General features: G+C 70.4%; 14 protein-coding genes. 6 read left to right on the forward strand and 8 right to left on the reverse strand.

Annotation, left to right across the window (positions count from 1 at the left end; all coding sequences use genetic code 11):
* Nucleotides 1–19: 19 nt before the first annotated feature.
* The 6 genes from J7E89_RS10655 to ligD form a co-directional block, all read right to left on the reverse strand.
* Nucleotides 20–421 (reverse strand): SH3 domain-containing protein, encoded by a 402-nt coding sequence (locus tag J7E89_RS10655; RefSeq protein ID WP_214971822.1) that lies wholly within the window; start codon nt 419–421, stop codon nt 20–22.
* A 155-nt stretch (nt 422–576) separates the two neighbouring features.
* Nucleotides 577–1,833 (reverse strand): HAMP domain-containing sensor histidine kinase, encoded by a 1,257-nt coding sequence (locus tag J7E89_RS10660; protein WP_214971824.1) that lies wholly within the window; start codon nt 1,831–1,833, stop codon nt 577–579.
* A complete protein-coding gene (locus J7E89_RS10665) occupies nt 1,830–2,624 on the reverse strand; it encodes a hypothetical protein (RefSeq protein ID WP_251060362.1) in 795 nt (264 codons plus the stop codon). The genes J7E89_RS10660 and J7E89_RS10665 overlap by 4 nt, the downstream gene beginning before the upstream one ends.
* Before the next feature lie 46 nt (nt 2,625–2,670).
* A complete protein-coding gene (locus tag J7E89_RS10670; protein ID WP_214971827.1) occupies nt 2,671–2,967 on the reverse strand; it encodes a zinc-ribbon domain-containing protein in 297 nt (98 codons plus the stop codon).
* A 69-nt stretch (nt 2,968–3,036) separates the two neighbouring features.
* On the reverse strand, nt 3,037–3,999 hold the full coding sequence (locus J7E89_RS10675) for an RNA ligase family protein (RefSeq protein WP_214971831.1): 963 nt from the start codon (nt 3,997–3,999) through the stop codon (nt 3,037–3,039).
* Between the two features lie 6 nt (nt 4,000–4,005).
* Complete coding sequence (ligD, locus tag J7E89_RS10680; RefSeq protein WP_214971834.1) at nt 4,006–4,899, reverse strand: non-homologous end-joining DNA ligase; 894 nt, start codon at nt 4,897–4,899, stop codon at nt 4,006–4,008.
* 51 nt (nt 4,900–4,950) lie between these two features.
* Between ligD and J7E89_RS10685 the strand changes: the two genes are divergently transcribed.
* The 4 genes from J7E89_RS10685 to J7E89_RS10700 all read left to right on the forward strand — a co-directional run bounded on the left by J7E89_RS10685 (nt 4,951) and on the right by J7E89_RS10700 (nt 10,168).
* Nucleotides 4,951–5,952 carry a Ku protein gene (locus J7E89_RS10685; RefSeq protein WP_214971837.1) on the forward strand — a complete coding sequence of 334 codons (1,002 nt, stop codon included), beginning with the start codon at nt 4,951–4,953 and terminating at the stop codon, nt 5,950–5,952.
* A gap of 145 nt (nt 5,953–6,097) precedes the next feature.
* Nucleotides 6,098–8,158, forward strand: a complete 2,061-nt coding sequence (locus J7E89_RS10690) for a phosphocholine-specific phospholipase C (protein ID WP_214971840.1) — start codon at nt 6,098–6,100, stop codon at nt 8,156–8,158.
* A gap of 88 nt (nt 8,159–8,246) precedes the next feature.
* Entirely contained in the window at nt 8,247–9,536 is a 1,290-nt protein-coding gene (locus tag J7E89_RS10695; protein ID WP_214971849.1) for a sensor histidine kinase, read from the forward strand.
* A 38-nt stretch (nt 9,537–9,574) separates the two neighbouring features.
* Entirely contained in the window at nt 9,575–10,168 is a 594-nt protein-coding gene (locus J7E89_RS10700; protein WP_251060375.1) for a response regulator transcription factor, read from the forward strand.
* Here J7E89_RS10700 and J7E89_RS10705 read toward each other — a convergent pair.
* A complete protein-coding gene (locus J7E89_RS10705; RefSeq protein WP_214971855.1) occupies nt 10,157–10,780 on the reverse strand; it encodes a TetR/AcrR family transcriptional regulator in 624 nt (207 codons plus the stop codon). The genes J7E89_RS10700 and J7E89_RS10705 overlap by 12 nt on opposite strands.
* A gap of 71 nt (nt 10,781–10,851) precedes the next feature.
* Between J7E89_RS10705 and J7E89_RS10710 the strand changes: the two genes are divergently transcribed.
* Nucleotides 10,852–12,078: an MFS transporter gene (locus J7E89_RS10710; RefSeq protein ID WP_214971858.1), complete on the forward strand. Its 1,227-nt coding sequence runs from the start codon at nt 10,852–10,854 to the stop codon at nt 12,076–12,078.
* A 47-nt stretch (nt 12,079–12,125) separates the two neighbouring features.
* Complete coding sequence (locus J7E89_RS10715) at nt 12,126–12,803, forward strand: hypothetical protein (protein ID WP_214971861.1); 678 nt, start codon at nt 12,126–12,128, stop codon at nt 12,801–12,803.
* On the opposite strand, the gene J7E89_RS10720 is transcribed toward J7E89_RS10715, so the two are convergent.
* Nucleotides 12,794–14,956 (reverse strand): DEAD/DEAH box helicase, encoded by a 2,163-nt coding sequence (locus J7E89_RS10720; protein WP_214971871.1) that lies wholly within the window; start codon nt 14,954–14,956, stop codon nt 12,794–12,796. The two genes, J7E89_RS10715 and J7E89_RS10720, sit on opposite strands and share 10 nt — an antisense overlap.

Raw genomic sequence — 14,956 nt, forward strand, 5'->3', positions numbered from 1 at the left:
GCGGGGGGCTAACGGCGCGTCAGCACCAGCGCGGGGCGGCGCCGATGTTCGCGATGTAGTGCGCCGAGCCCCAGGCCCAGGTGCCGTCGGTCAGCAGATACCAGCGGTTGTTCCCCTGCACGTTGTCGCCGCGGGTCTTGCAGAAGATGTGAACGATAGCCCCGTAGGGCTTGCTGCCGATGACCCGGCTGCTGCGGGTGGGCTTGTCGCGCAGCAGCAGCCCGGACCTGGCTGTGACGCGGCCCTTGTACAGGCGGGCACTCTGGCTCTCGGCGCTCTGGGTACTCTCGGCGCGCTCGGCCGGGGGCTTGACGGGGTCCGCTGCGGCGAACGAGGGGCCCGCGGCGGTGAGGGCGGCGACGGCGCCGGCGGCGACGTACAGGCCGAGCCTGGGGAGCGGAGACCGGGGGAGCAGGGGCATGTTGGCTCCTGACAAGTGAGAGGCCTTCGCCGCGGCGAAGGGCGGCGGGGGACTCCGGTCCGTAACGAACCGGTCCCCGACTCGCGCGATTCACACTAATTTCGACACCTACTGATCGCAAACTGTCACTCTGCGTGCGCGGTGCCGCTGGCCGGCTACGGGGCCTCCGGGACCTCCGGCAGCTTCAGCGTCGCCACCGCCCCGCCGTCCGGCGCGTTCGCGAAGGTCAGTTCGGCGCCGATGGCCTCCGCCTGCCCCACGGCGATCGTCAGGCCGAGACCGTGCCCCTTGCCGCCGGCGCGCGGCTCCGTCCTGAAGCGCTGCGGGCCGTGCTCCACCAGGTATGCGGGGAAGCCATCGCCGTGATCGCGCACGGTCACCACGGGTCCGTCCACGGTCAGTTCGACCGGCTCGCGGCCGTGCTGGTGCGCGTTGCCGATCAGGTTGCCCAGCACGCGCTCCAGCCGCCGCCGGTCGGTCTCGACGCAGGCATCCCGTACGATCCGGAACTCGGTCGGCGTCCCCGGCCCGCGCGCCACGCGCTCCGCCAGTGGCCCGATCCGGTGCACATCGAGGCTGATCTGCTCACTGCCCGCGTCGAGCCGGGAGATCTCCAGCAGGTCCTCGGTCAGCAGCCGCATCGCGCGCACCCGGTCCTGTACGAGCTGGGTCGGCCGGCCGGGTGGCAGCAGCTCCGCCGCCGCGTGCAGACCGGTCAGCGGGGTGCGCAGTTCGTGGGCCACATCGGCGGTGAAACGCTGCTCGCTCTGCAGCTTGCCCTGGAGGGTGGAGGCCATCGCGTCCAGCGCGCCGGCGACCGTGGCCACCTCGTCCTGCGGGCGCGAAGAGGCCTTCGTACGCGGGTCGTTGACACGGGCGTCGAGGTCACCCGCGCTGATCCGGCGCGCCACCGAGGCGGTCTGGTGCAGGCGGCGCGTCACGCGGGTGACGGCGAAGACGCCGACGAGCAGCGTCGCGGAGATGGCGAGGAAGGACGAGCCGACGATGGCCCGGTCCAGGCCCATGATCGTACTGACGCCCTGGGTGTAGTCGATCTCGGCGGCCATGGCGCGCCGGCCGGCCGGGGCCGCCGCCCACATGGTGGGGCGGCCGTCGTGCTCGCTGACGAGCGTGCCGTGCCGGCCGGAGAGGGCGAGCTCGCGCAGCTGGGCGGGCAGTCCGTCCGGGTCGAGGCCGGTGTCCGGCGGCAGCGGATCGCCGGCTTCGTACGCCCGTGTCGCCTCCTCCAGCCTGGTGAGCGCCTTCTCGCGGGCCTGGTTGAGCGTCTGGTGCGTCACGGAGACGTGCACGAGTGCGCCGAGCAGCGCTGCGAGCGCGCAGCACATCACGGTGATGAAGGCCGCGGCCTTCCAGGTGAGGCGCCCGGTCCAGGCGGGCAGACGAGGTCTCATGGGCGACCGCCCGGCCCGTTGAGGGGTGTCGTGGGGGTGGCTGCGGGGTGCGGAGTGGCTGTCGGGGTCGGCGTGGGGGTCGTGTGTGAGTGGGTGTGGGACGGCAGCGGGTCGCCTCCGTCCTTGTGCACCCGCAGGATCTCGTCGCGGGTGGGCAGCATGGCGTGCTGGTGGCCGTCCCAGGACCAGGCCGTCCTGTACTCGTACCCCGGCAGGTTCGAAGGCGCCCGGATGATGAGGTCCCGGCCCGCCAGCGAGACCCCGATCACGGCGTCGCTGGTGCCCATGATGCGGGTCAGCCGGCCCTTCTCGGCCAGGTAGCAGCGCACCGCGAGCTGGCCCCTGGGCATGGAGACGCCGAGGATCAGCTCGGCTTTGCCGTCGCCGGTGAGGTCGCGGTAGTACGCCTTGAGTACCGGGCAGGACTTCGGTCGCGTGTCGCACTCCCGGAGCTGCCTGACCGTCTGCTCGTACCTCCCGTCAGGCCCGCTGAGAGCGTCGGGATGCGCCGCCTGCTCCGCCTGGGCGACGGCCACCGGCCTCACCCTGCGCACATCGTCACCCGGCACCTTGATCCCGCGAACCGTCTCCGTCTCGCCCTCGCCGTAGTCCATCGGAGGGACCGTGGCGGCCGGCCGCTCCGGCCACAGGCGGGTGGGTCCGACGGCGGTGGGCGTGGGTCCGGCGCTTTCGAGCTCCCCCGCGTCGGCGCAGCCGGACAACGCGGCTGCCACTGCTGCCGCGGCGGCGGTCAGCAGCAGTGCCGCTCGGGCGGTGCGGTGCGCGCTCAAGGCTCCCTCTCTGCGGAGTGGCTTTATTTACTTCACGACCGGCGGCTCAGCGCTGGTACGGATTCTGCCCCGGCTGCTGCTGGTGCGCCTGCCCGTAACCGCCGTCGGCCTGCTCCTGCGCCTGGAGCTGCTGCGCCTGCTCCTGGGTCACCTTCTGCTCGGCGCCGCAGAAGGTGCACTGGGTCGTGTACTTCGTGGAGTACGGGAACAGCGGAACGAAGAACAGCGTGAACTTGGCTACGCGCTTCCTGAGCGTGTGCGCCGCCGGATTCCCGCAGCTTCCGCACACCAGTGTGAGTATGGCCAGTTGGTAGAGGTAGCTCTTGCTGCCAAAGATGATCATTAGGTGGTCCCGTCCGTCCGTACGCGATCGCTTGTTGCCGAGTCTGCACCAACCGGGCCGGGGCAGGACTCACGCACCCTCCGGCGGGGCCAGGTCGGGGCGCAGCCGGTGCCACGACGGCTGGCGCAGGAGCCCCGCCTTCGTCCGGGTGTTGTACGCGACTTCGCCGACCAGGCGCGGCAGCACCCACCGCGCCCCCGCGACGGGCGGCGCCTCGGCGAACGGGCACTCGTCGACGGCGGCTACGCGCAACAGCTCGGCGAGCAGCGCCCGTTCGCGGTCGTTCCACCCCGTCCCCACGCTCCCGATGAACCGCAGGACCCCACCCTCGTACTCGCCAAGGAGCAGCGCTCCCGGAAGCCCGGAGAGGCGGCCCCGGCCGGGTACCCAGCCACCGACGATCGCGTCCACCGTCCGGACGTTGCGGATCTTGATCCAGTCGCGGGATCGCACCCCCGGTGTGTACACGGAGTCGAGCCGCTTGCAGACCACGCCCTCCAGGCCCCCCTCCTTGGTCGCGCGGAGCGCCTCCTCACCGTGCCCGACGATCACGCCGGGCGTCGACCAGTGCGATCCCCGCAGACCGAGGCTCTCCAGCTCCCGCCGGCGCTCGCGGTACGGCAGCCTGATGAGGCTGCGGCCCCGCAGGTGCAGGGCGTCGAACAGCATCAGATGGGCCGGTACGTCCGGCGCCAGGCGGGCGGCCTTCGCAGGCGATCCGGACAGCCCCATCCGGGCCTGCAGACGCTCGAAGTCCGGACGGCCGTCGTCGTCGAGCGCGACGATCTCGCCGTCCAGTACGGCCGGAACCCCCGCGCTGAGGGCGGTGCCCAGCGGCAGCAGCTCGGGGTAGGCGGGCGTGATGTCCGCACCGGATCTGGCCCGCAGCATCAGTGAGCCGTCACCCGGCAGATAGACAACAGCCCGCTGACCGTCGTGCTTGCTCTCGAACGCCCACCGCCCCTGCTCCCGCGCCGGCGGCAGCGTGCCCGGTGTCGCGAGCATGGGCTCGATCCGGGGCAGCGTGACCATGGCCGATCACGCCCGGGGCAGCGGCCCGGCCCGGCCCGGATCGAGCAGCGGGCCGAGCAGGTCGCCGTACCGCTCCAGCCGTACGCCGATGTCCGCCGCCCGGAAGACCAGCCGCCCGGGCTCCGCCCGCCCCTCCTCGACCTCCTCCCAGGTCACCGGCGCCGACACGGTCGGCTCCTCCCTGGCCCGGAGCGTGTACGGCGCGGCAGTCGTCTTCGCGGCGGCGTTCTGGCTGAAGTCGACAAAGACCTTCCCCGGTCGCAGCGCCCGCGTCATCCGGTGCACGACCAGCTCCCCGAGCGCCTGCTGCGCCTGGACCGCGAGCCCTTTCGCGTACGCCGAGACGTCCTCCGACGGCGTCGGCTCCAGCGCCGCGCACAGATGCATCCCCTTGGACCCCGAGGTCTTCGCGTACGCCTTGATACCGTCCGCCGCCAGGCGCTCCCGCAGCCACAGCGCGACCTCGCAGCACTCCGCGACGCCCGCCGGCGGCCCGGGGTCGAGGTCGATGACCAGCCGGTCCGCAATGCCGGGATCCGGGGCCAGCCACTGCGGCGTATGGAACTCCACCACCAGGTTCGCCGCCCAGATCAGCGTCGGCAGGTCCTGGATGAGGACCTGGCGCGCCATCTCGCCCTCCGAGCGCTCCACCTCCACCGTCCGCACCCAGTCGGGCGTACTTTGCGGCGGATTCTTGGTGAAGAACAGCTGCCCGCCCGGCCCGTCCGGATAGCGCAGGAAGGAGATGGGCCGGTCGTAAAGGTGTGGGAGGAACGCGTCCGCGATCGTGGCGTAGTAGTGCAGCACCTCGGCCTTGGTGGTCCCGGTGGCGGGATAGAGGACCTTGTCCAGATTGCTGAGCGCCAGGCGCCGCCCCTCTACCTCTGTGATAGGCGACATACGATGAGAATCCCATGGATATGTGATGAGAGACGCCTAAGGGGGCGAAACGTGCGACCCATCTGGAACGGTGCCATCTCCTTCGGCCTGGTCAGCATCCCGATCAAGCTGGTGAACGCCACCGAGCACCACTCGGTCTCGTTCCGCCAGATCCACACCGCCGACGGCGGACGCATCCGCTACCGGAAGGTCTGCGAACTCGACGGCGAGGAGATCCCGGCGTCCGAGATCGGCAAGGGGTACGAGGAGCCGGGCGGCGGAATCATGCCGATCACCGACGAAGACCTGGCCGCACTCCCGCTGCCGACGGCCAAGACGATCGAGATCGTCACCTTCGTGCCGGCGTCCGAGATCGACCCCCTCCAGATGGACTCGGCGTACTACCTGTCCGCGAACGGCGTGCCCGCGGCCAAGCCGTACGTCCTGCTGCGCGAGGCACTCAAGCGCAGCGACAAGGTGGCCGTGGCGAAGTTCGCGCTGCGGGGGCGCGAGCGGCTCGGGATGCTGCGGGTGGTGGACGACGTCATCGTCATGCACGGTCTGCTCTGGCCCGACGAGGTACGTGAGCCGGAGGGCGTCGCACCGGAGACGAAGGTGACGGTGCGCGACACCGAACTCGACCTGGCGGACGCGCTGATGAACACCCTGGGCGACGTAGACCTCGAATCGCTGCACGACGACTACCGCGAGGCGGTCGAGGAGATGATCGCCGCGAAGGCCTCCGGCGGTGAGCTCGTGGAGCGGCCGCCGGCCGGCGGTGGCGGCCAGGTGATCGACCTGATGGCGGCGCTGGAGAAGAGCGTGCGGGCGGCGAAGGAGTCGCGCGGCGAGGCGGAGGGGGAAGAGGCCGAGGTCACGTCGATGGCCGGTCGCAAGACGGCGGCGGCGTCTTCCGCGCACGCGAAGAAGTCCAAGCCGGCGGCGAAGAAGACGGCCACCGCGAAGAAGAGCACCGCGGCGAAGAAGGCGGCTTCAGCGACCGAGAAGCAGCCGTCCGGGGCGAAGAAGACCACCGCCAAAAAGGCCACCCCGAGGAAGCGCACGTCCGCCTGACCGACGATCGCCGTCTCGCGCACCCGCGTTGGCGACCTATACCGCGACATTTCACCGGGACGGCACGCGCCCTTCCCTTCCACTCGGTCCTCTTGGAACATTCTGATTGCTTCTGTCTCCTCACACTCCAAGAGGCCCCACACTCATGCCAGAACTCAATAGGCGCCGCTTCCTCCAGATCGCCGGCGCGACCGCGGGCTTCGCCGCCCTGTCGGGCAGCATCGACCGCGCCGCCGCCATCCCGGCCAACCGCGTCGCCGGCACGATCCAGGACGTCGACCACATCGTCGTACTGATGCAGGAGAATCGTTCATTCGACCACTACTTCGGCGCGATGAAGGGCGTACGGGGCTTCGGAGACCCGCGCCCGGTGACGCTGCCGAGCGGAAAGTCGGTCTGGCACCAGGCGGACGGCAACAAGAAGGTGACGCTGCCGTTCCACCCGACGGCCGACGACCTGGGCATGCAGTTCCTCCAGGGCCTCAACCACGACTGGGCGGGCGGCCACAAGGCGATCAACAAGGGCAAGTACGACCAGTGGGTGCCCGCGAAGACGCCGACGACGATGGCGTATCTCACGCGGGAGGACATCCCCTTCCACTACGCGCTCGCCGACAAGTTCACGGTGTGCGACGCGTACCACTGCTCGTTCATCGGAGCCACCGACCCGAACCGCTACTACATGTGGACGGGGTACACGGGCAACGACGGCACCGGCGGCGGCCCGGTCCTCGGCAACGAGGAGCAGGGATACGGCTGGACGACGTACCCCGAGCGGCTGGAGAAGGCCGGGGTCTCCTGGAAGATCTACCAGGACACCGGCGACGGCCTGGACGCCGCCGGCCACTGGGGCTGGATAAACGACGCCTACCGGGGCAACTACGGCGACAACTCGCTCCTCTACTTCAACCAGTACCGCAACGCCAAGCCCGGCGACCCGCTCTACGACAAGGCCCGCACCGGCACCAGCGTCAAGAACGGCGACGGCTACTTCGACGACCTCAAGGCCGACGTCCAGGCGGGCAACCTCCCGCAGATCTCCTGGATCGCCGCCCCGGAAGCCTTCACCGAGCACTCCAACTTCCCCTCGAACTACGGCGCCTGGTACATCGCGCAGGTGCTGGACGCGCTGACGTCCAATCCGCAGGTGTGGAGCAGGACGGCCCTGTTCATCACGTACGACGAGAACGACGGCTTCTTCGACCACGTCGTGCCGCCGTACCCGCCGGCCTCCGCCGCGCAGGGCAAGTCCACCGTCGACACCTCCACCGAGCAGTACGCGGGCGGCACGTCGTACGCGGCGGGCAACTACGGGCTCGGCCCGCGCGTACCGATGCTCGTCGTCTCGCCCTGGAGCAAGGGCGGTTACGTCTGCTCCGAGGTCTTCGACCACACCTCGATCATCCGCTTCATGGAGCGCCGCTTCGGCGTGAACGAGCCCAACATCTCCCCGTGGCGGCGCGCGATCTGCGGCGACCTGACGTCGGCTTTCGACTTCGGTACGTCGGACCCGGAGCCCGCCGCGCTGCCCGACACGGCCGCGTACGAGCCGCCGGACCACGAGCGCCACCCGGACTACCGGCCCACGCCGCCGGCGGTGGGCAGCCTGCCCAAGCAGGAGCCGGGCGCGCGCCCGGCGCGTGCGCTGCCGTACGCCCCGTACGTGGACGGCGCCCTGAACGCGGCCGACGGCCGTATCGCCCTCACCTTCAGCCCGGGCGCGGCGGCGGGCGCGCAGTTCTACGTCACGTCGGCGAACCGCACCGACGCGCCGTGGACGTACACCGCCGAGGCGGGCAAGAAGATCACGGACACCTGGAACTCGGCGTATTCCAAGGGCACGCACGACCTCACGGTCCACGGCCCGAACGGCTTCCTGCGCACCTTCCGCAGCCCCGCCAAGACCGCGGGCCCCGAGGCGACGGCCCGCCACAACGCGAGCACCGGAAACCTCGATCTGACCCTGACCAACCCGGGCACCACCACCGCCAACCTCACCGTCAGCAACGCCTACGGCGGCCAGCGGCAGACGTTCACGGTGCGCGCGGGCGCCACGGTGACGCACACGGTGGACCTGCGCGCCACCAAGCGCTGGTACGACGTGTCCGTGGTCTCCGACACGAACAGCACCTTCCTGCGCCGCTTCGCCGGGCACGTGGAAACGGGAGCGCCGGGCGTGAGCGACCCGGCCACGATCACCACCTGACGGGGCTCTGCGGAGGTAGGGCAGGCCATACCCCTGCCCTACCTCTGGGGGGATGGTCCGGGCGAAGATCCACTCCTACGGTGAAGCCATGCGCCCAATCAACGTGTGGCAGGCCCTGGCCCGGCCCGGCTACCTGCTGTCGTCCTGGCCCTGGCGGTCGGCCGGCTACCTGCTCAGCAGCGCGCCGGTCGGCATCGCGGCGCTGGTGACGATCGTCGTAGGGGCGACGGTCGGCACGGTACTGGCCGTCGTGCTGATAGGCCTGCCGCTCCTGGCCCTGCTGGCGCTCTCCGGGGTGCCGGTGGCCGCGACGGAGCGGCTGCGGCTGCGGTTGGTCGACAACCGCCCCGCTCCGACACCGCATCAGGTTCCGGCGGAGCCCGGGCTGCTGGCCTGGGCGCGGACCCGGTTCTGGGAGCAGGCGACCTGGCGGGAGCTCGGCTACGCGCTGGTGTTCGCGACGGTGCTGTGGCCGCTGGACCTGATCGTGGTGGGCACGGTGCTGGCTGTGCCGCTGGGCCTGCTGGTGACTCCGGTGCTGATGATGACGGTCGGGGACGGCGAGGAGGCGCGCGTACTGAAGATGTGGACGGCGACCTCGATGCCGGAGGCGATCGCCACCGCCGTCGTCGGTCTCCTCATGTTCACCGTGTGCGGTTATGTGCTCGGCATCGCGGCCGTGGCGCGGGCGGAGCTGACCCGGCTCCTGATCGCCCCACTGGAGCCGAACCTGGGAGCGAGGGTCACCGAACTCGTACGCTCGCGGGCCCGGTTGGTCGACGCCTTCGAGGCGGAGCGCCGCCGCATCGAACGCGACCTCCACGACGGCGCCCAGCAGCGCATCGTCGCCCTCACCATGGCCCTGGGCCTGGCCCGACTCGACGCGCCCCCCGGGCCACTCGCCGACCAGCTCGCCAAGGCGCACGACGAGGCGGGCAAGGCGCTGGCCGAACTGCGCGAACTGATCCAGGGCATCCACCCCAAGGTGCTCGCCGACTTCGGCGTCGCGGCGGCCGTGGCCGACGCGGCCGACCGGTCGGTGGTCCCCGTAGACGTGACGCTCGACCTGCCGGAGCGGCTGCCCGAAGCCGTCGAGGCGGCGGCGTACTTCGTGGTCTGCGAGGCACTGGCGAACGTCGGGAAGCACAGCGGGGCGCGGCGCGCCGAGGTGAGCGGCCGGCACGCCGACGGCCGGCTCGTCGTCGAAATACGCGACGACGGAAGGGGCGGAGCGGACGCGGAGAACGGCAGCGGCCTGACCGGCCTCGCTGACCGGGTGTCAGTGCTGGATGGCAGACTCGCACTGTCCAGCCCACCTGGTGGCCCAACTCTGTTGCGTGTGGAGATCCCGTGCGAGCCGATCGATCACTGCGCGTAGTCCTGGCCGAGGACAGCGTGCTGCTCAGGGAAGGGCTGATGGCTCTGCTGGCCCGCTTCGGCCACGAGGTGGCGGCGGCGGTGGGCGACGCGGAGGCCCTCCTGACCGCCGTGGCCGAACACGCCCCGGACATCGTGGTCACGGACGTCCGTATGCCTCCCGGCTTCCAGGACGAGGGCCTCCGAGCGGCGGTAGAACTCCGCAAGGCACAGCCTTCCCTCCCGGTCCTCGTCCTCAGCCAGTACGTCCAGCGCACCTACGCGTCGGAGCTCCTGGACTCCGGCGACGGCACGGGCATCGGCTACCTGCTCAAGGACCGGGTCGGCCAGGTCGAGGAGTTCCAGACGGCGCTCCAGGAGGTCGCAGCGGGCGGTACGGTCGTCGACCCCGAGGTGGTACGCCAGCTCCTGCGCCGCCGCCGCGACCCCCTGGAGCGCCTGACGCCGCGCGAACGGGAGGTGCTGGCGCTGGTGGCGGAGGGCAAGTCGAACACGGCGGTCGCCCGCCAACTGGTCGTGTCGGAGGCGGCGGTGGGCAAACACATCGGCAACATTCTCGCCAAGCTGGACCTGCCCCCGGCAGACGAAACGCACCGCAGGGTACTGGCGGTGCTCACGTTCCTACGGGCCTGACAGCCGACCGCCTTCCTTCTCCTCCGGAGAACGGCCACCCGCCACCTGCCCGGCCAGCTCCACCACGCACTCGCGGACAACTGACCCCAAGTCCCCGTCCCCGTCCCCCATCCGTGATCCGACGATGAGGCGGGAAAGCTGCGGTACGGCGCTCGGCCAGGCGGCCAGGCCGATGAGCGACAGCAGCATCACGGCGGCTTCCAGCCCCGACTCGATACCCAGCCGCTCGGCCAGCGCGTCCACCTTCAGCGAGTAGCCCTCGGCGCGGTCCTGCTCGCCGGAGGTCGCCGGCTCGCGCTGGTGCAGTGCCTCCCACAGCAGCAGCCGCAGCAGCTCGGGCCGCTCGCGGTGGAAGTCGTACACCGAGCCGACCCACTCCGCGACGTCGTCGCCGGGTTTGCCCACGGCTTCGGTGAGCTCGTCCATCGCGGCGCCGACGGTGGCAGCGAACAGACCGTCCTTGCTGCCGAAGTGCCCGTAAACCCGCTCCTTGTTGACCCCGGCGAGCTTGGCGATGCGGTCGACCCGGGCCCCGGCCACGCCCAGGGCGGCGAATTCCTCGCGGGCAGCCGCCAAGAGCTTCTGCTTAGTCACTGCGGTGTCTCGTGCCATGACCCCAACAGTACCAACCAACCAGTTGGCCAGCATTGACATCCAACTAGTTGGTTGGTTCCATGGCCGCCATGCCCTTTGCGACGAAGCCGCCGAGCGAGACCAGACCACCCGAAACACCTGAAGCCGCACCCGAGTCGGCCTCCTTCCTCAGGACTGTGCCGGCCCTGTGCGCGGTGGGCGTCCTGATCGTCGGCCAGCTCTACACAGTGCTTCCGGTACTCGGCCTGCTCGCCGACTCGTGGTCCACGACGGCGGCCGCCGCAGGCTGGACGACAACAGCCTTCGTCGTCGGATACGCCGCCGGATTCCTCTTCTGGGGCCCACTGTCGGACCGCTTGGGCCGCCGAAACCTGATGATCCTCGGCCTACTCCTCACCGCGCTCACGACGGCGGCCGTGGCCGCCGCGCCCAACTTGGCGGTGGGCTGCACCATCCGCGTCGTACAAGGACTGAGCGCGGCCACCTTCGCGCCACCCGCCTTCGCGTACATCGCCGAGCGCATCGAGCCCGCCCGGCGCGTGGCAGCCATGACCTGGCTGACGAGTTCGTTCCTCGCCGCGGGCGTGCTGGGCCAGGTGTACGCGCAGTCGGTGGCCGACGCCGCCGGCTGGCGCACGGTGTTCGTGATCTGCGCGGCGGCGATGATCGGCGGCGCGCTGCTGCTGCGCGGCGTCCTGGCCCCGGACCGGACCTCCGCCGCCACCTCCTCCCTCGACGCCTACCGCGCCATGGGCAGACTCCTCACCAAGCCCTCCTTGGTCCTCCTCCTGCTGACGACGGTCACACTGCTGTGCGGCTTCGTAGCCGTCTACACGGGCCTGCAGGTGGCGGGCCCCGCCAACCTCGCGGGCGACCCGGACACGATGCTCCTGCTGCGCGCCGGCTCGCTGCCCGCCATGGTGCTCGTACCGCTGGTCACCCCATTCCTGGTCCGGCTGCCCGCCGTACACCGGGTGGTGACCGCCCTCCTGCTGGCCGCTCTGGTCAGCGCCGCATCGGCGCTCCTGTCACGCGGCGGCGACATCGACGTCGTACTGCTGGCCGCGCTGCTGTTCGTCTTCGTCTTCGCCATCGCGGTGACGGCGCCCGCGCTGGTGGAAGCGATCGGCGCGCAGGCAGCCGGGGCACGCGGCGCCGCGGTAGCCCTCTACACCTTCGCCCTGTTCATCGGCGCCAGCGTCGGCCCGCTGCTGGCGACGGCGGCGGGGGACTGCTCCACCGTCTTCGCGGTGATCGCCGGCGTGCTCGGGACGGGCGCGGTACTGGCCGCCCTGGGCCACCGCGTACGCCGCTGACCCGCCCCCGTCCGTACCCGCACCACAAGGAAGGGAACCGATCAGCCATGCGATACGGCATCCTCACCGCGGCTCTGGCCCTTGGCGGAGCCTGCGTGCTCGGCACGGCGGTATTGGTCACCGCCGACGACGGCGACCCGGGCGCGGCGCCCACCGCGACGTACAAGAGCGCTCCGAAGGAGAAGAACGTGAAGCCGGTAGCCAAGGACAGCGACAAGGCCAAGGCCGCCACGAAGCAGTCGAAGGACGCCCTGGCCGGGGCGGGCCTGGCGATCCCCGAGGGCTGGCACCCGGCCCAGATCCGCGACGAACGCCACGAGGACCGCCCCGTGACCGTGGTCCGCTACGAGAAGGACACCACCCGCGACTTGGGCGGCGAGCACATCACCACCGTCGTTGACGCCGAGGGCACGCTGTACGGCTACACCCGGATGACGGTGGCGGGCCAAGAAGCCCGTACCGGCCGACGACAAGGCGGAGAAGACGGCCTTCGACTGGCTGCGCGTCTTCGCTCCCGACCACGCGGACGGCCTGTCGGTCCAGTGGGTGGACCAACACGACGAAGAGGTACGCGACAAGGGGCGCCGTGCACACGGTCTCCGCGCCAAGGTGAAGACCCACCACGACAACGGCCTCTAGCGCACCTGGCGGCCGCCCCGGGGACGCCCTCCGAGCATGATGCAGGACCATTTTCGGCAAACGGGGGAGTCCGTTGTTACACGTGACCCGTGAACCTCACGGGTTCGCGAATCGCCGCCGCGGCTCCTCCGAGGTCCGCCAGGCGGGCGGCGAGTGTCGCCTCGGCCAGGCGTGGGGGAAGAGCCGCGCTGAACTTCAGCCCGTTCAGGGCGCGGGAATCCACCGCAGGAAGGCAGAGTTGCTCCGCACCATCAGCCTTTGCCTGCGTCCATTCCTGAAGCGTGAGATTTTCACGGAGCCGGACGTACGTGTCCGTAGGGCGCTGTAACGGGTCGGCGACCGAACTGAGTGTGGCCGCCAGTGTGGCGTTGGCCTTGTATCCGGCCCAGGTCCACCAGCGCACGTTCGTGTCGCGCCCGCCCCGCAGGAGGACCGTGGCGTCGGGATGCACCAACTCGGCCCCCTCCTCGCGCACCTGATCGAGGGCGCTGTTGGCACGCCGGGTGAGGCCGACGGGAGGCGTCTCACCAAGGAGCACCTCTCGTGCCGCGCGGGTCAGCGCGTAGGACGCGGTGCGGGACAGGCCGGCCCCACCCCATCGGGCCTTTCCGCCCCCGTCCACCGGCTCGACGAAACAGCGACGACGTGACCAGTCGATGTAAGTCACCTGCCAGCTGCGGCCGGCGAGCAACAGCCGCCGTGGCCCGGCGACTTTCTCGGTGAGCAGAGCTGGGTCCGTCGTGCCGATTTCGGTACGGCCCGACAGAACGGTGAACTCCGGGGCCGCGGTGAACACGGCTGTGAGATCCATGAAGTGCCGGTAGCCGAAGCGGCGTTCGGCCTCGGGTCCGATGAACATCAGTCCACCGTCCCGGTCCAGGTAGCCCTCGGCGATCAGATGGCGCACGAGCGGCTCGGCGGAAGGGCCGAACGGTCCGAATCCGCCCCACCACTCCTGCCACAGCCGGTCCCCGACCCGGTGCTCCTGAAGGCAGAGCGCGAGCACTTGCTGAGCGACGATGTGCCGTGGCTCGGGCGGCGCGACGACCGGTTCGACCCAGCCGCGCGACCAGAGCAGCAGAAGTGCGGCGGCCGACAACAGACCGGCCTCGTCAAGTGCCAGGAACAAGCAATGGCGCACCGACCCAGAACGCCGTCCGGTGCGCCCGAGGCGCTGCAGGAACGAAGCCACGGTGCCGGGGGCGTCGATTTGGATGACTCGGTCGAGGTCCCCGACGTCGATACCGAGTTCCAGGGTGCTGGTAGAGACGATCACGCAGTCACGGGCCTCCGCGAAGGCTTCCTCCGCCCGCCGACGCTCGTCCACTGACAATGACGCATGGGACAGGAACGTGACCACGCCCTTCGCCCGCAGCGCCTCGCCCAGCTCTTCGACCTGTTTGCGCGACTCGCAGAAAACCAGTCGCTTTTCACCCCTGTGCAGGGCCGCGATCACTATGGCCGCGTTGGCCAGCGAACCTACATAGTCGAGCTGGACGTTCCCGGGCGGAGGCACATCCGGAATGCTCGGCACCGAAGGATCACGATCCGCCGACGCCTGGGTACGCAGATGGGGAGCGACCACGCGCGCGCCGTGTTCCCGTGAGCCGCCACGGGCCCCCTGCAGCCAGGTCAGCAACTGCTCCGGATTCCCGACAGTCGCCGAGAGCCCCACCCGTTGGACCGGTCGTCCGGCGACGCGCTCCAGCCGCTCCAGTACGGCGAGCAGGTGCCAGCCCCGGTCATCCCCGGCAAAGGCGTGCACCTCGTCCACCACGATGGCGCGCAGCCCGGAAAAGAATGCCGTGTGGTCGACATTCACGCTGACCAGCATGGCTTCCAAGGACTCCGGAGTAGTCAGCAACACGTCCGGACGCTCGCGCAGGATGCGCTTGCGGCGGGCTTGCGGTACGTCGCCGTGCCAGATCGCTGCCGTGCGCCCCAGCCAGGAGGCGTACGTCTCCAGCCGGGGGAGCAGGTTGTTCAGCAGCGCCTTGAGAGGGCAGACGTAGAGAATCGAGGTGCCCGTCCAGTTCTCCCGCGCCATCCGGGACAGCAGCGGGAAGCACGCGGCTTCCGTCTTTCCGCCGGCTGTCGGGGCCAACAGTACGGAGTCCGAGCCGTCCATCAAGGGGGCGATTGCTTCTTGCTGCAGGGGCCGTAGATCCGGCCATCCCAGGGTGTTGACGACGTGGTGCACAACGATCGGATGGAGGCGGTCCACTGCGGATTGTGTCAT

The organism is Streptomyces sp. ISL-100, from assembly GCF_018614615.1.
In the GTDB taxonomy this organism is placed as follows: domain Bacteria; phylum Actinomycetota; class Actinomycetes; order Streptomycetales; family Streptomycetaceae; genus Streptomyces.